This window comes from Prosthecobacter sp., assembly GCF_020439865.1.
Taxonomy (GTDB): Bacteria; Verrucomicrobiota; Verrucomicrobiia; order Verrucomicrobiales; family Verrucomicrobiaceae; genus Prosthecobacter.
Window position 1 is genome coordinate 87,320 of the sequence record NZ_JAGRPF010000103.1, and the last position, 17,730, is coordinate 105,049.

General features: G+C 59.9%; 18 protein-coding genes. 5 read left to right on the forward strand and 13 right to left on the reverse strand.

Annotated elements, in window-relative coordinates; all coding sequences use genetic code 11:
* Position 1 precedes the first annotated feature (1 nt).
* Positions 2–415 carry a hypothetical protein gene (locus KDL09_RS11365; protein WP_294384847.1) on the reverse strand — a complete coding sequence of 138 codons (414 nt, stop codon included), beginning with the start codon at positions 413–415 and terminating at the stop codon, positions 2–4.
* A 58-nt stretch (positions 416–473) separates the two neighbouring features.
* A complete protein-coding gene (locus KDL09_RS11370) occupies positions 474–950 on the reverse strand; it encodes a cupin domain-containing protein (RefSeq protein WP_294384849.1) in 477 nt (158 codons plus the stop codon).
* Positions 951–1,081: 131 nt separating this feature from the next.
* Between KDL09_RS11370 and KDL09_RS11375 the strand changes: the two genes are divergently transcribed.
* From KDL09_RS11375 to sufD, 4 genes are all read left to right on the forward strand, one after another.
* A complete protein-coding gene (locus tag KDL09_RS11375) occupies positions 1,082–1,534 on the forward strand; it encodes a Fur family transcriptional regulator (protein ID WP_294384850.1) in 453 nt (150 codons plus the stop codon).
* A gap of 24 nt (positions 1,535–1,558) precedes the next feature.
* Positions 1,559–2,317, forward strand: coding sequence for a Fe-S cluster assembly ATPase SufC (sufC, locus tag KDL09_RS11380; RefSeq protein WP_294384852.1), 759 nt, complete (start codon positions 1,559–1,561; stop codon positions 2,315–2,317).
* A gap of 266 nt (positions 2,318–2,583) precedes the next feature.
* A complete protein-coding gene (gene sufB / locus KDL09_RS11385; protein WP_294384853.1) occupies positions 2,584–4,011 on the forward strand; it encodes a Fe-S cluster assembly protein SufB in 1,428 nt (475 codons plus the stop codon).
* A gap of 425 nt (positions 4,012–4,436) precedes the next feature.
* Positions 4,437–5,747, forward strand: coding sequence for a Fe-S cluster assembly protein SufD (gene sufD, locus KDL09_RS11390; protein WP_294384854.1), 1,311 nt, complete (start codon positions 4,437–4,439; stop codon positions 5,745–5,747).
* 26 nt (positions 5,748–5,773) lie between these two features.
* On the opposite strand, the gene KDL09_RS11395 is transcribed toward sufD, so the two are convergent.
* The 6 genes from KDL09_RS11395 to KDL09_RS11420 form a co-directional block, all read right to left on the reverse strand.
* On the reverse strand, positions 5,774–6,358 hold the full coding sequence (locus KDL09_RS11395; RefSeq protein ID WP_294384855.1) for a 3'-5' exonuclease: 585 nt from the start codon (positions 6,356–6,358) through the stop codon (positions 5,774–5,776).
* A gap of 69 nt (positions 6,359–6,427) precedes the next feature.
* Positions 6,428–7,549 carry an alanine racemase gene (gene alr / locus KDL09_RS11400; RefSeq protein WP_294384856.1) on the reverse strand — a complete coding sequence of 374 codons (1,122 nt, stop codon included), beginning with the start codon at positions 7,547–7,549 and terminating at the stop codon, positions 6,428–6,430.
* 15 nt (positions 7,550–7,564) lie between these two features.
* Positions 7,565–8,140 (reverse strand): DUF1802 family protein, encoded by a 576-nt coding sequence (locus KDL09_RS11405; protein WP_294384857.1) that lies wholly within the window; start codon positions 8,138–8,140, stop codon positions 7,565–7,567.
* Between the two features lie 39 nt (positions 8,141–8,179).
* Entirely contained in the window at positions 8,180–9,436 is a 1,257-nt protein-coding gene (locus tag KDL09_RS11410) for a hypothetical protein (RefSeq protein WP_294384858.1), read from the reverse strand.
* Positions 9,433–11,169 (reverse strand): bifunctional alpha/beta hydrolase/class I SAM-dependent methyltransferase, encoded by a 1,737-nt coding sequence (locus KDL09_RS11415; protein WP_294384859.1) that lies wholly within the window; start codon positions 11,167–11,169, stop codon positions 9,433–9,435. Before KDL09_RS11415 ends, KDL09_RS11410 begins: the two co-directional genes overlap by 4 nt.
* Positions 11,166–11,849, reverse strand: coding sequence for a CDP-alcohol phosphatidyltransferase family protein (locus KDL09_RS11420; RefSeq protein ID WP_294384860.1), 684 nt, complete (start codon positions 11,847–11,849; stop codon positions 11,166–11,168). The genes KDL09_RS11415 and KDL09_RS11420 overlap by 4 nt, the downstream gene beginning before the upstream one ends.
* A 141-nt stretch (positions 11,850–11,990) precedes the next feature.
* On the opposite strand from KDL09_RS11420, the gene KDL09_RS11425 reads away from it, so the two are divergent.
* On the forward strand, positions 11,991–12,569 hold the full coding sequence (locus KDL09_RS11425; RefSeq protein WP_294384862.1) for a methyltransferase: 579 nt from the start codon (positions 11,991–11,993) through the stop codon (positions 12,567–12,569).
* On the opposite strand, the gene KDL09_RS11430 is transcribed toward KDL09_RS11425, so the two are convergent.
* The 5 genes from KDL09_RS11430 to KDL09_RS11450 form a co-directional block, all read right to left on the reverse strand.
* Entirely contained in the window at positions 12,559–13,971 is a 1,413-nt protein-coding gene (locus KDL09_RS11430; protein WP_294384863.1) for a neutral/alkaline non-lysosomal ceramidase N-terminal domain-containing protein, read from the reverse strand. The genes KDL09_RS11425 and KDL09_RS11430 overlap by 11 nt on opposite strands.
* Before the next feature lie 57 nt (positions 13,972–14,028).
* Positions 14,029–14,829, reverse strand: a complete 801-nt coding sequence (gene tpiA, locus KDL09_RS11435; RefSeq protein ID WP_294384864.1) for a triose-phosphate isomerase — start codon at positions 14,827–14,829, stop codon at positions 14,029–14,031.
* A gap of 36 nt (positions 14,830–14,865) precedes the next feature.
* Entirely contained in the window at positions 14,866–16,080 is a 1,215-nt protein-coding gene (locus KDL09_RS11440) for a phosphoglycerate kinase (protein ID WP_294384865.1), read from the reverse strand.
* 166 nt (positions 16,081–16,246) lie between these two features.
* Positions 16,247–17,152: an anti-sigma factor gene (locus KDL09_RS11445; RefSeq protein WP_294384866.1), complete on the reverse strand. Its 906-nt coding sequence runs from the start codon at positions 17,150–17,152 to the stop codon at positions 16,247–16,249.
* Entirely contained in the window at positions 17,149–17,712 is a 564-nt protein-coding gene (locus KDL09_RS11450) for a sigma-70 family RNA polymerase sigma factor (protein WP_294384868.1), read from the reverse strand. The genes KDL09_RS11445 and KDL09_RS11450 overlap by 4 nt, the downstream gene beginning before the upstream one ends.
* Between the last annotated feature and the right edge of the window lie 18 nt (positions 17,713–17,730).

Genomic DNA, 17,730 nt, shown 5'->3' on the forward strand with positions numbered 1-17,730 from the left:
ATCAGATCGAGCGCGGCAACGGGCCGCGGGGTTCCATCTTGATGTTATGCGCCGGCACCTTCGCGCCGTCTTTGATCCATTGTTTCAAGATGTGGACATCGTGTGTTGGGATGGCGTGACCGCTCGGCGGCATCGCGCCGGGGATTTCATCGGGGAAAGTGACAACCTGATAGAAGCGGCTCGCCTCCGGTTTGCCAGGCACGATCCACTGTGAGCCGATGAGTTTCGACAACGCGTGCGTGTCGTTGATCGGCGGCATGGTGGAGAGGCGGTTGTCGCCGTGGCAGTGGACGCAGTTCGTTTCGAGAACAGTGCGCACCGGAGCGAAGGCGGCGATTTCCTCATTCGACACCTGAGGCTGGGCGCAGGCGGCGAGGAGCAGGCATATCCCAAGGAGCGTGGTCGGTTTCATCATGCCGAAGCATGCCCGCATTTCCCGTCTGCGAAATCAGAATGGTTGTGCGCCAATTGGCTCACTCCTCGCCTTTGAAGTAATCGGCCTCGGTCATCTCGAAGCACTTGCGCTGCGGCTTGGTCATCCATTTTCCGGAGTCAGGGTAGTGAATCACATCCGCTTGCGGCTGGTCGGCGACGACGAGGAAGGTGAGGTCCTCGGAGCCGTTGTTGATGAGTTGATGGGCCTCACCGGGTGGAAAAACGAGGTAGTCGCCCGCCTTGATCGCCTCCTTGCCCTTCGGCGTGCGGACTTGGCCGCGGCCGCTCAGGATATAATAGGCCTCCCATTGGGCGGAGTGCTCGTGGAGCGGGAAATTGATCTTCCCCGGCGGGATGAGGTGGATTTCGAGGTCAAAGGGGTGCCCGCCGCCCCAGGTGCCGATGTCCTTCGGGCTGCCCGCTGCGATGGAAAGCGACCTCCGGTCGAGGGCGTACTTGCCCTTGGGCGAGGTTTGGGTGGTCCAGGAGAGATCGTCGGCGTGGGCGCGAGTCATGATGCGGGAGGAGTAGCATGCCGGGAGCGTTTTGCGTGGGCGGGAGGAAAGAAAATTGGGGGAAACGGGCATCCGCCCTTGCCAAAGGGCCGTACCTAATGCAGTTAGAATCATTCTAATTCTAAATTCGCATGCCCCCTCCCACCCCACGCAATCCCGCCAAACCCTCCGGTCTGGACTGTCGTCTGGCCGTGCTGGGCTCGGACGTCCGCCTGACCCCGCACCGCCGCGAGGTTTTTGACGTGCTGGCAGGTTCTACGGACCACCCGACCGCCTACGAGATCCTCGACCGGGTGAAAAGCCGTTCCCCGCACATCTCCCTGGCCACCGTTTACAACTGCCTCGACCACCTGACCTCCGCCGGACTGATCAAGCTGGTGCATCTCGAGCGCGGCCAGTCCCGCTACTGCGCCAACCTGCATGAGCACGTCCATTTCCACTGTGAGAAGTGCGGCAAGGTGATCGACGCGCATCCCGCCGCCGACTTCGATCCCGGCAAGTTCTGGAACCTCCCCGCCGGCACCAAGATCGCCCGCACCGACCTCGCCATCCACGGCACCTGCAGTGCCTGCGCCGCCAAGTAACCCCTCCTATTCCCTCCCCATTTCATGTCCCTCGAAATCAAAAACCTCCACGCCCAGATCCCCGGCCGCGAAATCCTCAAAGGCCTGAACCTCACCATCAACCCTGGTGAAGTCCATGCCATCATGGGCCCGAACGGCAGCGGCAAGAGCACGCTGAGCAAGGTCCTCTGCGGCCACGAAGACTACGAAGTCACGAGCGGCGAGGTCCTCCTCGATGGCGAAAACATCCTCGACATGGCCGTCGATGCCCGCAGCCGCGCCGGACTCTTCCTCGCTTTCCAGTATCCGCACGAGATCCCCGGCGTCAGCAACGCCAACTTCCTCCGCGCCGCGCTGAAGGCCCGCCTGCCGAAGGGCGAGGACATCGACGCCGTGAAGTTCTACAAGCAGCTCTACGCCCGCATGGATCAGCTCGAGATGGACCGCAGCTTCACCAGCCGCAGCGTCAATGAAGGCTTCTCCGGCGGTGAAAAGAAGCGCAACGAGATCCTCCAGCTCATGATGCTGGAGCCCAAATACGCCATCCTCGACGAAACCGACTCCGGTCTCGACATCGACGCCCTCAAAATCGTCTCCCGCGGCGTGAACGCCATGCGCAGCGAGAACCGCGGCTTCCTCGTCATCACCCACTACCAGCGTCTGCTCAATTACATCCAGCCCGACATCGTCCACGTCCTCAAAGACGGTCGCATCGTCAAAACCGGCGGCAAAGAGCTCTCCCTCGAACTCGAAGAACGCGGCTACGACTGGGTCCACGAGGAGACTTTGGCCGCTGCTGCATAAATAGTTCACTTCAAATCATGTGGTTCCATAAAACAATCGAGATTCCCTTAGAGCGCGATGCTGACGGTAGATTTGCCCAACTGAATCACCAGCAATTCATATCTGTCCTCGACGCAAACTCATCAGAAGGTTGGGAACTGGTTTCAACTTTCTCAATTGTTCGAGATCATCGTATTGGAACAGCCGCCATCGTCGCCGTGTTGAGACGCCCTTCAGATCCAGCACACTAGACATTATCACAAATTCTCAATCCAAACTCCCATCCCATGGTCACCGCCCCAGAACCCGTCGGCAACGACATCTCCGACATCAAGGCCGACAACACCGGCAATTTCACCTTTCCTGAGCGGAACAAGTTCGACTCCGGCTTCGGCATCACGGAAAAGACCGTCGATTTCATCGCCGATGTGAAAGGCGATCCCGACTGGATTCGCGAGTTCCGGCACAAGGCGCTCAAGGTCTTCCAGGACAAACCGATGCCCACGCATTGGGCCACGAAGGATCTCGAGAACATCAAGTTCGATGAGTTCCGCTACTACCTCAGCGACGGCCAGAAGCCGAAGCGTTCCTGGGACGATGTTCCCGAGGACGTGAAAAAGACTTTCGACCGCCTCGGCATTCCCGAGCAGGAGCGCAAGTTCCTCGCGGGTGTCGAAGCGCAGTACGACTCCGAGGCCGCCTACTCGAACATCAAGGCAGCCGTTGAGGAGCAGGGCGTCATCTTCGTGAACAGCACCGAAGGTCTGCACAAATACCCCGAAATCTTCAAGAAATGGTTCGGCAAGGTCATTCCCACGGGCGACAACAAATTCTCCGCGCTCAACAGCGCTGTGTTCTCCGGTGGCTCGTTCATTTACGTCCCACCGGGCGTCAAAGTAAGCCATCCGCTCCAGGCCTACTTCCGCATCAACAGCGAGCAGTTTGGCCAGTTTGAGCGCACGCTCATCATCGCCGATGAAGGCTCTGAAGTGATGTACATGGAAGGCTGCACCGCACCGAAGTTTGAGACTGCCACGCTGCACAGCGCTGTCGTCGAGCTCGTCGCCATGAAGGGAGCGAAGATCCAGTATGTCACCGTGCAGAACTGGAGCAGCAACGTTTTCAACCTCGTTACCAAGCGCGGCATCGCACATGAGGACGCCGTGGTGAAATGGATCGACTGCAACATCGGCAGCCGTCTCACCATGAAGTACCCGGGCGTCATCATGAAGGGCAAGCGTGCCCGCGGTGAAGTCATCAGCATTGCTCTAGCGAACAGTGGCCAGCATCAGGACACCGGTGCGAAGATGGTCCACGCCGCCGATGAAACGACCAGCAACGTCATCAGCAAGTCCATCTCGATCGGTGAAGGACGCTCGACGTATCGCGGCCTTGTTCACATCCCGAAACATCTCAAGGGCTGCAAGAACAACACCGAGTGCGATGCGCTGCTCATCAACAGCAACAGCCGCACCGACACCTATCCTGCGATCTCCGTGCGCGGCAACCAACACGCCACGCAGCACGAGGCGAGCGTCAGCCAGGTCAGCGCCGACCAGATCTTCTACCTCATGCAGCGCGGCCTCAGCGAAGCCGAGGCGATGAGCCTGTCCGTCAACGGCTTCATCAACGATCTCGCCAAGGAATTCCCGATGGAATACAGCGTCGAACTGAAGCGCCTCATCGACCTCGAAATGGAAGGCAGCGTCGGCTGATCGCTCTAACTGGCGCGTGGACCACCACCTGCCACCTGTCATGAATCTAATCCGCACATTTTTGCATTGGAGACTGACCGATCGTGGGCAGCGGGTCACTCATTCGTGTGCTACTGGAGCCGTCATCTCATTCTTCGCCTTTGGCGTGGCATTTAGCCTGCCCCACGGATGGATTTTTCTCGTTCCGGTTGTGTTCGCGTCGGCGCTTGGAGTGTTCTGTTATCCTGTGATCTGGAAGTGCTTGAGTCTGGTTGTGTTTTGTTGGAGCACGCTGGCCTTATACCACATGACCACGCGCCTACAGTCGAGAACTCAAAGCTCTGAGCAGCAGTACAAACGGACCCTTCCAACCGCCGGCTTATAATTCCTTCGGCACCTTCATTCACATGCCCACAAGCTCTCTTCCAGTCTCCAAAACCTCCGCAATGCCTCCTGAAGCCTCTCCTGCCCCTTCCGGTCTCGAAATCATCGCTCCAGCACGTGAGGAATCTTCCGCTCCCGGCTGGTTCCACGCGCGTTCTGAAGCCGCATGGGCCGAATTCCAGAAGCTTCCTCTTCCAACCATCAAGGATGAAAACTGGCGTTACTCCAACGCCAAGAAGATCGAACTCGCCGACCACTCACCAGCGAAGTCGCCTTCGGCCGAGAACATTCAGGCCGCTCTTGCCGCGACGGAAGGACTCAAGGAGCGCGCCGCGCGTTTCGTGTTCGTGAACGACACGCTCGTCGAGTCCGACACGGCAGGGCTGCCTGTCGGAGTGGTGTGCGTCAGCTTTGCCGAAGCGCTCAAAACACACGCGGACGTGCTCCAGCATCACTTCATGAAGGGTGATCTGCCTCTCGGCTCCGCCAAGTTTGCCGCGCTGCACCTCGCGCATGTCAAAGCGGGCACCGTCATCATCGTGGCGAAGAATGTCGTCATCGAAAAGCCCGTTGAGATTTTCCACTGGGTCGTTGGCGACCACGCCGCCATCTTCCCGCACACGCTTGTCGTGGCGGAAGACAACGCGCAGGTCAGTGTCGTTGATCATTACCGCAGTCTCGAAGGCGAAGGCGGTCTCAGCATCGCCATCGCCGATCTCGTCGGTGGCAGCGGCAGCAAGATCACCTACGCCGCGTGCCAGGAACTCGCTGATGATGCGCAGGCGCTGCATCTCTCCAGCATCACCGCCGGACGCGATGCCAGCGTGAAGAGCTTTCAGGTGCAGCTCGGCGCCTCCTTCAGCCGCAGCGAAAGCGTCAGCGACCTCGTCGGCGAAGGCTCCCGCAGCGACATGCTCAGCGTCTCGCTGCCCATCGGCGATCAGATCGTCGATCAGCGCACACTTCAGCGCCACAAGGCGCCGCACGCCACAAGTGACCTGCTCTACAAAAACGCGCTCTACGGCAAGTCACGCAGCGTGTTCAGCGGTCTCATCATCGTCGATGAAGGCGCGCACTACACGGATGCCTACCAGACCTGCCGCAACCTGCTCAACAGCGACGAAGCCGAGGCCAACAGCCTCCCCGGCCTCGAAATCAACGCCGACCAGGTCAAGTGCAGCCACGGCGCGACGAGCGGCCCGATTCCTGACGAAGAGCTTTTCTATCTCAAGTCCCGCGGCATCAACGACGCCGAAAGCCGGAGGCTCATCATTGAAGGCTTCCTCGCCGGAGTCATCGAACGCTTTGGCAACGGCGAACTGCTCGACTCCCTGGTCGCGCGCATCGACGAGAAGCTGGAGCGCGCGGTGTAACACTTCGCGTTCCTGACGTTGCGGATCTAAGCGCCTTCCAGCGCCGGGATCACCCCGACTGAGAGCTCAACCGGGCAGTTGCTGAAGCTTGGCGTCAACCGCTCCCACATGTACTGCACCGCCTGCGCGAGCAATTGAACGTCTCCGCGTGCATCGTGACGTCGCACGCCTTTGCTGGACACGCCCACACGACCCAGCACCGCATCCAGTCCGTGTCCACCGCGACCACCCCAGATTTTGCGGGAGAAAGCACGCGAATCCAGCGCGCTGGTCTCCCGTACGGGAATGCCATGGCGTTTGCAATTCTCCGCAATGAACCGCATGTCAAAGCGCAGTCCGTTGTGGGCGATCAACGTGGCATCCTGCCCCACAAACTGAGAGAACCGAGTCAACACCTCCACCGGAGACGGCGCATCCGCCACCTGCGCCTGTGAGATTCCGGTGAGCTTCGTGATGAACGACGGGATCCGGTTCTCCGGCCTGACATAGCTGTCAAAATACTCTCCTTCATCCCATCTGCCGTCCTTCACCTTCACCGCCGCGATCTGGATGATCTCATGCTGGGAAGGAAGAAGTCCGGTGGTTTCAAGATCGAAGATGATGAGATTCATGAATGCAGGCGGAACACGCCTTCGCATCCCATCTCTTTGTTGCGGCCATAGCACGCCCAATGCAAGCCCTTAAACGTACACACGCGGCACACGCGCGTTGATGTTCGTCAGCACTTCGTACGGAATCGTGTCCGCCCAGTCCGCCACATCCTGCATGGAGATCGTTTCATCGCCGTCGCATCCGATGATGGTCACGGCATCGCCGTTGTAGGCCGTGCCCCATTCGAGATTCACCATGAACTGGTCCATGCACACACGACCGACAATCGGATGGCGTTGGCCGCGAATGAGTACTGATCCGCGATTCGACAACGCGCGGAAGTAACCGTCTCCATAACCCACGGGTACCGTGACAACGCGCACAGGATGATCGCTCTGCCAGGTGGAGCCGTAGCTCACAGGATTGCCCGGCTGCACGACTTTGAAATACACCACCTGCGATTTCCAGCTCATCGCCGCCTTAACCGCCACGGGCTGCTTCGTTTCACGCGAGGGATACACGCCGTAAAGCATGATGCCGGGCCTCACGAGATCGAGATGGCTCTCGGGAAGTTGCAAAATACCGCCGGAGTTCGCGATGTGGCGCAGTGGCGGCTTCAGTCCGCGCTTGGGATAGAACTCAAGCGCTTCAAGGAAACGTGCGAGCTGCTCATTCGCACTGGAAAGATCCTCCGCGTCTGAACACGCGAAGTGAGAGTAGATCCCCGCCACCTCAACATTCGAAAATCCTAAACTGGCCTCCAACAGCTTCTCCGCACTGTACCAATGCACGCCGATGCGCTCCATGCCGGTGTCGATTTTCAAATGCACGCGCGCTTTCTTCTTTGCTGCCGCAGCTGCTTCGTCGATCTGGCGCATCTTGTCGATGGACGAGGCCGCCATCATCAGGTCATGCTCGATGAACTGCGGAATCTGCCGTGTGGCCACGCCACCGAAGACGAGAATGGGCTGCGTGATGCCTGCCTGCCGCAAAACGACCGCTTCTTCGAGCAAGGCCACGCCAAAGCAAGTCGCGCCATGCGCTGCGAGGTGCCAGGACACCTCGACGATTCCATGACCATAGGCATTGGCCTTCACCACCGGCATCACCTCGGCTGTGCCGACATGAGCGCGGATCGCATCAAAATTCTGCGCGATATGGCCGAGATTCACCTCGACGTGGGTTGGGCGGATGGCGTCGCTGTCGTTCAAGTAGCCAATACTCGACTAGTCCAGGATCGCTTTCAACTTGGCAGACACGTCAGCAAACGCCTCGTCGCTCAATGCGGGAGTCGCTGCGGCCGCCATGGGCAGGCCTTCGTCCGGCAGCGTGATCCAGGAGCGGCAGCCGCCGTAACTCTTCGAATACGGGAAGTGCCAGCGCTGAGGAAGTTTGTAGGCACGCACGAGGGCGACGTGCAGGCAGGTCTCGTCGTCATAGACGAAGCGCTCCTTCACCACGTCCTCGTTCCAGATGTGCAGCGGAGCCAGCGCGGCGACCTTGTCCCAGTCCGTAACCTTCCACACCTGCTCCAGCGTGGCGCAGCCGTCGATGTCCACGGTCTGCCGCTCCTCCTCCGGCGGGAAGGCACGCTGAGTGTTCTCTGGCGTCCAGTTCAGGTCTTTGGCTTGATTATGAAACCATGTCGGGAAGAGAAAGAACTCGCGGTGCTTCCACTGAAAGCCGCTCCGCCCTTCATGGATGCCGCCCTTGCGCAGGATGAGGCTCAGCTTGCCCTGCGTCAGGGCATCGCAGACGAAGGACCATTCTTTGAATCCGGTGAGGGCGGTGAGGTTGGGCATACGTTTTGATTACGCGGACGAATCGCGAGGGCAAGCAGTCTAAATGACCACGCGGGGTTCCAGTGTGCGGATCTTGCGCTTCGCGGCCTCCAAATCCTCCGCCTCACCCGTTTCGACAAGCCAGTGCGCGGCGATCAGAGCGGAGCGCTGCAGGCCGAGCTGGCAATGGAGGAAGACGCGGCGGTTTTGAGCACGCTCGGTTCGAATCAATGCCAGCGCGGCCTCGATGTGTTCCGGCTTCAATGGAACAAGATCGAGCAACGGCAGGTTGTGGTAATGCGCATGCTCGCGGAAGGCGGTGGGCGCATTGGATTCGGCGGTAAGATCGATCACAGCGAGGTTGCCGCCTCGCACGAGTTCAGCTGCCTCTTTCTTCGTCACCTTGCGGCTGAAAAAGACCCCAGCAGTCACTTCATGCCAGCCGGGCGTTCGTTGCAGCCACTTGCGCTGCACTTGAGCCGTAGCGATGAGCACGGGAAGCAGGCACCACTCGGCCGATGGCGAGAGCGTGCCGTTCTCCTTGCCCAGCAACCGCGACAGACCGGTGGCGTAGGCCAACGCCATGATACCGCAGGCAACAGCGGGCCAGACGAAGAAGATTGAGACGAAACTCAACACGGCACATGACACAGCACCGATTCCGTAGCGCTTGGCAAGCTGCGGCGACGGATTGCTTGTGCCGAGTTGTCTTGGATCCGGAATCAGCGCGGCGATCACCCAGCCCATGACAAAGCCGCTCGCCACATCGACGAGGTGATGCTGCCAGACGAGCAGTGTGGAGGCACCAATGAGGATGAACCACACCTTCACCGCCGTGCGCAGCCAGCCTGTGAGATGGGCGCCGTAAAACACCCACACCAGCGAACGCAGGCTGATGTGAAGCGACGGCGCGAGGTTGTAAGGCAAGTCGTTGAAGTAGAGCGCGTGAAAAAACGGCGCCGTCCAGCCTTCCGGCACCGGACGCGGCAGTCCGAGCTTGAGCGGAAAGAGCAGGAAGAACAGACCGCTGACGACAGTGACGGCGATGAGCCGCTTGGTCAGCAGATTCAGCGCCACCTTGCTGCCGCAGAGGAAGAACGCGCCGCAAAAGAAGAAATCGAGCGACCAATACGGCACCACCAGTTCTTTCACGAACGGGATGTGACGTTCCCACTCAAACATCAACGTCGGCACGTTGCCACGCCAAGCGGTGAAGTGATTGCACCCGCTGTAAACGATCACGAAGGTGGCGCCCGCGAGCGCAAGACGCCAGATGGCGGCCCAGAACAGGCCGGGCTCGCGGGGAGTGCGGTTCATGCTGGCTTGCGGGCGATGCTGACGGTGAAGATGCCGAAATCGTCGATCCACTGCTTCTCCTTTTTGAAGCCGGCGGCCTCAACGAGCGCATCCATCTCTCCCTGTGGCCGACGGCGCATGACCCAATACTGACCATCACGGTTCGTCAGGGTGCGTGCGATCATTTCGACCTGCGGATGCCAGGGCTGGCAGGTATAGATGAGCCAGCCGCCGGGAAGCACCGCGCTAAACAGACCGCGCAGCGAGCGCTGCAACCGTTCATTCTCGGGAAATAGTTCGTAGAGACCGGATACGACGGCGACGGAGGGCTTGGGATCGACCGATGCGAGCGATTGTTCATCAAACGCGTCACCACGCAGATGCGTGATGCGATCGGCAAGTCCCATCTGCAGAGCGGTGGCACGGCCGGTGGCGAGCGCAGACTCACTCCAGTCACGGCAGAGCACCTTCACATCCGTGCCGCATTCAGCATCGGCCATCACATCGAGCAGATAGCGCCCGGCACCGCCAGCGATATCCATGAGTTGCAGCGGCATGTTTGCCTCGCGCACCTGCTTCAGCGCAAAGCGCAGCGCCTGATTCATGCACGCACGACGCTGACGGATGCCACGCCAGCCGATGGCGTTGAGGTAGAAGTAGTCGATGATCTGTCCGATCAGCACATTTCCACGCGGCTTGTTTTCATAGACGTAGTCGAGTGACTCGCCGGAATCGAAACCCGTCGCATGACCGATGCGGATGCCTTGACTGAGTTTTCCGAGCGTGCCGAGGCTCGCGCGTTGAACGATGAAGGAGAGTCCTTTGATCGAAGGCGAAGGAAGCGGCTTCTTTAAATCCGCAAACTCCGCGTTCGTCGCCGGATGGCTCAGATCCGCCTCCAAACGCGGTGGCGTGAAGTTCGCGATGCAACGCTCGGCGAAACGTTTGATCGCGCCGCAGACCTCGTCCCGGCACAAATCGTGGAAGATCGCATGGCGCGCGCCTTTGAGCGTGAGATGCGTCTTCTGCTCGCAGCCGTAGTTGGTGTAGAGGTCATCGATGGCCTGCTTTTTGACGACCTTGTCCGCTCCGGCGGAGAACAGCAGCAGCGGGCGGTCCATGACTTCGGCGTCGCTGATGACGCGCTGCGCGGAGTCGAAAAGTTCGACGAGGATCTTCGCGGAGATGTCCTTCGAGATCGTCTTGTCTGCATCGTAAGCCGCCGCAGCACTGAGATCGCGCGTAAGCCAGCTTCCGCGCACGTAGCTCTTGATGGTGGCGTCGGTTTTGAGCTTCTGCATGGCACGGATGCTTGTGAGAGCACCAGGAACGATGAGATTCACCTCCAGCGCCGGCGTGGCGAGCACAAGGCCGCCGATGCGCGGCGCGAAATCATGCACCCACGTCGCGGCGATCACCGCGCCAACGCTGTGGGCCACCACCACCGTGCGCTCGGGCACGAGGCCGTGTGTTTTCTGCAGGTGACGAAAAAATGTGTCGAGGTCACGCACATACTCCATGAAGCCCGCCGCATGACCGCGGCGCCCGGGTGACTGTCCGTGGCCGCGTGCCTCCCACGCATAGATGGCGGTGTCGGCCATGGCGAGCGAAGGCACGACAGTGTCCCAGCGGTCCGCATGCTCGTGGCCGCGATGCAGCAACACGAGCGCCTTTGATGTGCCCTGCACGTTCCAGGTCTTGTAGTGGAGCGAAAGACCGTCGTCGGTGGTGAATTGGAGGCGTTCTGAGTTCATGACTGTTTTTGGTGAAGCACACTCGCCAGATGCCTGGTGCGCCGCCAGACAGTAATAACAATGCCTGCATTGAGGATAGCGATGGTCCAGACCAGCAATGGCGTCCATCCGGTCATCGCCATGCCCAGACAGCCGAGAGTGACGATGAACATGCGATGCGGTTTGGCCATCGGGCCGCAAAAGTCGTGTTTGCCGGTGAGACTCGCGCCCAAGGCACGAACGTAGGCCGTCAGGACCGCACCGCCCATGGCGGCCCAACCCAGAGCAATCGTCCACGGCGTTCCGCCCGCGTAACCCAGCGGCACGAGGATGAGCGCATCATCGATGCGGTCGGGGATTTCATTGTAGAGGTCTCCCGTGGGCGATCTGAGACCACCTTCGACCGCCAGCAAGCCGTCCATCATATTGCAGAACAGACGGAGTTGCACACCTGCGGCAGCGATGAGCCAGAACAGCCACGCATGCTCGGATCGAGTCGTCAGCAGCATCGCTCCACCACCCACGGCAGCGCAAAGAATGCCGAGCAGCGAGACGGTGTTCGGCTTCAATCCCATCCGCAGCATGACCCGCGTGAAATAGCCCGCCCAGGCGGTCGTGCGTGACTTCAATGGACGTCGTGCGGCTGAATCACCGTTCATGAGCAAGGATGCAAGCACCGCAGGAACACCTGTCAATCGCATGACTGGATTACCATCAACAAACAAAGACATCGCGTCAGGCGTCCTCCATTTCGTTTTCATACGAAACTTTTCCAACTTCGCCGGTGCATGTGTTTCCAACGAGCCGATCAGTTGAGGTAAAGACATTCAGGAGATCATCGCATGAACATCACAGACTGGGACCAGGCCTATCAGGAAAACTTCACGCCTTGGGACAAGGGGCTGCCTTCGCCGCCGCTGGTGGATTGGTTCGCCAAGAATAAGTTCAGCGGACGGGTGCTCGTTCCGGGTTGCGGCATAGGACACGACGTGGCCCATCTGGTTTCTCTCGGCATCGACGCGCAGGGTCTCGACATTTCTCCGACAGCGATCGCTCGCGCCAAGGAGCGCCACCCTGCGCTGGCCGATCGTTTTGTGTGCGGAGACTTGTTTGAAGTTCGCGACCAGTTCGATGCCGTCGTCGAGCACACCTGCCTCTGTGCACTGCCGCCTGACTGGCGCACACGCTACCGCGATACCGTGGCCTCTCTGTTAAAGCCCGGCGGTTTGCTCATCGGGGTGTTTTTCATCAATCCGGAGATGGATCCCGGCGAGAGCGGACCGCCTTTCGGCATCTCAACAGACGAACTGACGGCTCTTTTCGCAGAACGTTTTGAAGTCGTCGAGACACAGGTGCCGACGGCCGCCTATCCGGGCCGTGAAGGCAGAGAATGTGTTCGCGTGTTGCGGCTCACTTCCTGACTTCACCGGACAAAGGCGGCGGAAGCTTCTGCACGCGGCGGGTGGCAAACTCCTGCGGCACCAGTTTCTTCACGGTGGCTGCGATGATGTTCTCCACTCCGGTGGCGAAGCGGTTCGGCCTGCCATAGTAGATCATCGCGCCGCCGCCCTCGTAACCGCCCTCGTCCAAGACACGCTGCGAGGGGATGTAGCAGGGCACGTCGTTCGTGTAGCCGTTCACCCACGTGCGTGCCGGATCGAATTCGCGTTTGAAACGGAGGCTGTAATCCACCACCACCTCGCCGGGCAGGTTGATGGTGACGAGGTCGTCGCTGTAATTCCAGATCTGGATGCTGTAAGGCAGCGCAGAGGGGATTTTTTCCCCACGCTCTAGCATGGCCAGGTGCTTCTTCGCGTGATAGGCCGTGTGCTTGTTCGGGTCGGCGGCCTTCGCCCGCCACTCGTCGGCGGTTGGCAGCTTGTCATAGGGCAGCATCACCTCGTTGCTGACGCAGTTCAGCGGACCGTTCACCGCCTGCATCGGCCGGTTGATGAGACGCACGATTTCCTTCGCAATGGAAACCCCGTGATCAACGGCGAAACGCATTTCCCGACGTGGGTAGGGATTCTGGTCGCCTCCGCAGCCGATGGCGATGAGGCATACGGAACCCGGAAAGCGCAGTTCCATTTCCTCATGCGCCATTCCTGCCCAATCGCCATGGATTTCATTGATGCCCAGCGTCGTGCAATGACATGCGTAGCTGGCATGGATGGCGATGAGCTTTTTACCATCGGCGGATTTCACCCGAAGCACAGGCAGAGAGCGGTCCGACGGGCCGCTGAAATTCTGCGCGTTCTGAAATCCCGTTTTGGTTTTCAACCGCCGGTTGAAAGCAAAATAGACTTTCCCCACGCTCCAATCGAGCCGGGCGGGTTCCACTGTTCCCAGCGCTTTGACCACGATGCTGACGATCCTGGCCGTGAGATCCTCCGTGTAGCGCTCCACGCGCTCCGCCTGATCAGGAGGTAGATCTTCACCAAAGAGAAACGGCAGCACGCCTTTGAGCATCGGCGCGCAATGGGTATGCGAAGAATGCAGGCTGAAACGCTCGTCTGCGACGGCATGGCCGCCGGCAGCCAGACGTTTCAGCACCTCCGCGCGCACGGTCGCGGGCACGCCACAGTTGTCCACGGTCACGATGACCGCCGGAGCGTCGTTCTGCCACTGCAAGGCGAGCGCATTGGCGTGAATACGCTGGGCGACTTTCTCATGCTCCGATGTGCGGCTGCCATAACCGCTGAGCCGCACGGGATAATCGGGCGTGATGTCCACATGCACCGCTCCAGCCTTCCAAGCCGGCCCGGTTTCCGCCAGCAACGGCGAGCAAGTGAGCAGGACTATCGGGAGGATAATTCGTCGCATTTGACCGAGTATGGCCAAATACGACGAGAATGGGCAAGACTAATGTGGCGCCATTCGCTACGCGTTGGCATTCACCCAGTCGATCGCCGCGCGGCAGATCTCCCAGAAGCTGCCGGGCTCCATGCTGGCACCACCCACGAGCGCTCCGTCCACATCCTTCTGGCTGATCAGTTCGGCCATATTGCCGGGTTTCACACTGCCGCCGTACTGAATGCGGATTTTCGCGGCGACATCGTCACCAAAGAGTTCGCCAAGCACCTGGCGGGTAAAGGCGTGCGCTTCCTGTGCTTGTTCAGGACTGGCCGTGCGCCCGGTGCCGATGGCCCAGACGGGTTCATAAGCGATCACGCACTCGGTGATGCGACGCGGACCGACTTCTGCGAGGGACTCGCGAAGCTGACTGCCCAAGACGTCCTCAATCTGACCGTTGTCGCGTTCTTCGAGCGTTTCACCGATGCAAAGAATGGGATGAAGGCGCGCTTCGAGGGCGGCGAGCACCTTGGCGTTCACGATGGCGTTCGTTTCGCCGTAAATGCTGCGGCGCTCGCTGTGGCCGAGGATGACATACTTGCAGCCGCATTCCTTGATCATGCGGGCGCTGATCTCGCCGGTGAAGGCACCGGCGGTGTGCTGGCTCATGTTCTGTGCAGAGAGCTCGACGCTCTGCTCACGCGCGGCGATCAGGGCATTGTTCGCGCGTTCAAGACTGACGGCCGGCGGAGCGACGACGATCTGCACCGGGCACTTGTCTGGCACGAGGCGGGCGAAGGAGCGGATGAAGTCATCGGACTCCTGAGGAGTCATGTGCATTTTCCAGTTGGCAGCGATGATGGGTTTGCGAGGGGCTGGGGGGGGCATGGTTTTTTAGAAGAGGTGAGTTTTGAAATGATGAACTTACTTGTCTTTCAAGCAGGTGACGCCCGGAAGATCCTTGCCTTCGAGGAGTTCGAGGGAGGCGCCGCCGCCGGTGGAGATGAAGGTCATCTTGTCGCCGAGCTTGGCCTTCTTGACTGCCTTCACACTGTCGCCACCGCCAATGATGGTCTTGGCGCTGCTGTTGGCCGCGACGGCTTCGGCGACGTCGAAGGTGCCCTTGGAGCTCTCCTTGATCTCAAACACGCCCATCGGGCCGTTCCAGATGACGGTCTTCGCCTTGGCGATTTCCTCGGAGAAGAGCTTCACGGACTCAGGTCCGATGTCGACACCTTCCCAACCGTCCGGGATGCTTTCGCCTGCGGCGGTGAACTTGATTTCGCCGAGCTTCTTGGCATCGAAGTCGAACGCGTCGGTAATCATCGCATCCACCGGGATGAGGATCTTCACGCCTCGCTCCTTGGCCTTGTCGAGCGCGGCCTGTGCGATCGGCTCCCACTCGGGCTTGTAGAGGCTTTTGCCGATGGAGATGCCCTGCACGATCTTGCGGAAGGTGTAGGCCATGCCGCCGCCGATGATGATGGTGTCGGCCTTTTCGAGCAGGCGGTTGATGACACCGATCTTGTCGTTCACCTTCGCACCGCCGAGGATCACCACGAACGGACGTTCAGGGTTTTCGAGTTCATCGTGCAGCCAGGTCAGCTCCTTCTCCATGAGCAAACCGGAAACGGCGGGAAGGTAGTCGGCGATGCCAGCCGTCGAGCTGTGCGCACGATGGGCGGAACCGAAGGCGTCATTGACGAAGATCTCGGCGAGATCGGCCATGCCTTTGGCGAGTTCGGCGTCGTTCTTCTCTTCACCAGCGTGGAAACGGGTGTTCTCGAGCAGGAGCACATCGCCGTCGCCAAGCGCGAGGGCCTTGGCCTTCGCGTCTGCACCAACGCAATCGTCAGCAAAGGCGACCGGCTTGCCGATCAGCGCACAGAGAGCCGGGGCAACCGGGGCGAGGGACTGCTTCGGATCACGCTGGCCTTTCGGGCGGCCGAGGTGGCTGGCGAGGATGACGCGCGCGCCTTTTTCGATGAGATAGTTGATCGTGGGCAGGGTGCCCTGAATGCGGGTGGCATCGGTGATGACCATCTGGCCGTCTTTTTCGTCGAGCGGCACATTGAAATCGACGCGCACAAAGACGCGTTTTCCGGCGAGGTCGATGTCACGAATGGTCTGCTTGGGCATGGTGTTTTTTTGGGGTGAAAGGGGGCGCTATCCATCGCGGATTTCACGAGATTGGCAAGAGCGCAATGTTCGTGCCTGAAAGCAGCCATTGCAGGGCCCTGAGCCAAGTTCCGTCCCCCACCTTTCACCGGGGGACAAAATGCCAGTCTGGCCGAACAAGGCCTGATTATGGGCTGCTAAACACAATCTCACCGACACTTTTCTCCACCCCGCCCTTCTTCTCGACACTTAGGCTGAACTTCTCCGCGCCACCAACCTCCCGGGCAGGCTTGAACGGAACTGAGGCAAAGCCCTTTTCGTCGACCTGCACCACACCTGCGCTCACCGGATCCTTTTTCCCCGGTTCGACGACCCAGAGCTGATAATCCATGCCGGCTTCAACCTTCGGCATCTTCTCGAGCCTCAGAATGCCTTGATGCTTCTCCTTGTCCCAGACCACGGCAGCCACGCTCTTCCGATATTCCCAGACCGAGCTCTGCAACGTGACAATTTCCATCTGAGCAATCGCTTCTTTCTGCTTCAAAGCGTCGGCCTCAGCGGTCAGTTGCTCAATACGTGCCCTGGCCGCGCTCTCACGCTGACGCAGCGACTCGACCTCGGCACTCAGCTCCGCTTTCTTGCCCTCAAAATCTCCCCGCAAGCTCTTCAGTTCTTCCGCCAGGGTGCGAACCTTGCCATCGTCAACGGCGGGAGCCATCGGAGCAATGACGCTCGAGGCGGCAGCAAGCTGTTGGGTCATTTTCGAACGCTCTTTCCACAACCAGACAGAGGCCAGCCCAAACGCAGCGGCCAGCACCCAGCCAAGGCCGCCAACAAGGACTCCGCGGGAAATCCCAACGCCTTTGACACCAGTCGCGCGCATTTTCGCACGAATGCGCTTCTTCATGTTTGCCGGCGGTTCCGCCGGAGCGATGAGATAGCCAAGCTCCGCGGTCACCTCGTCGAATTCGTGGCTCAGGTAGCGCAGGTCTTTGTCACGCGCTATGCCACCGTCCAGAGAACGCTTTTCATCGTTCTCCAGCATGCCAAGGGCGTTCAGGGCGGCCAGTTCTTCATGCCTCTCGTCCATCATGCGCCTCCTTTCAGCACGTCGCGCAGGCGCAGGAGCCCTTTGCGGATGTTCGTTCTCACCGTCTCAAGCGGAATGCCCATCGATTCGGCAATCACGTGATGCGTAAGCCCCTTCAAAAAGGCCAGTTCGATCAACCGTCGCTGTTCCTTGGGCACCTTGCCGAACGCTTCGCCCACGACGAGACCACGCTCGCTGGCGGCCTCGTCCTCCGAACTCCCGTGGACTGACTCCGGCAGCGCGACCTGCTCGAGAGCTTCACTATCCATCAGGCGGTTGCGGCGGCCCAGCATGCGCATGCGGTCGATCGCCTTGTTGCGAAAGAGCGACACCACCCAAGGGAAGGCCTTGCCGCGATCCGGATCAAAGGTGGACGCCTTCTCCCAAAGCAGCACAAATCCATCCTGCAAAAGGTCTTCGGCCTCGCGCCCGTCATGCATCATCTGGCGCAGCAGCCCGAAAATGCGGGGGGCCATCCGGTCATAAACCTGGTCAAACGCACGCGAATCCCCACGTCCAGTGCGCTGGAGCAGTTCTTCTTCGGTGAGTTCAGGGGGGGTCATGGGGGAGGTTCGGCCACG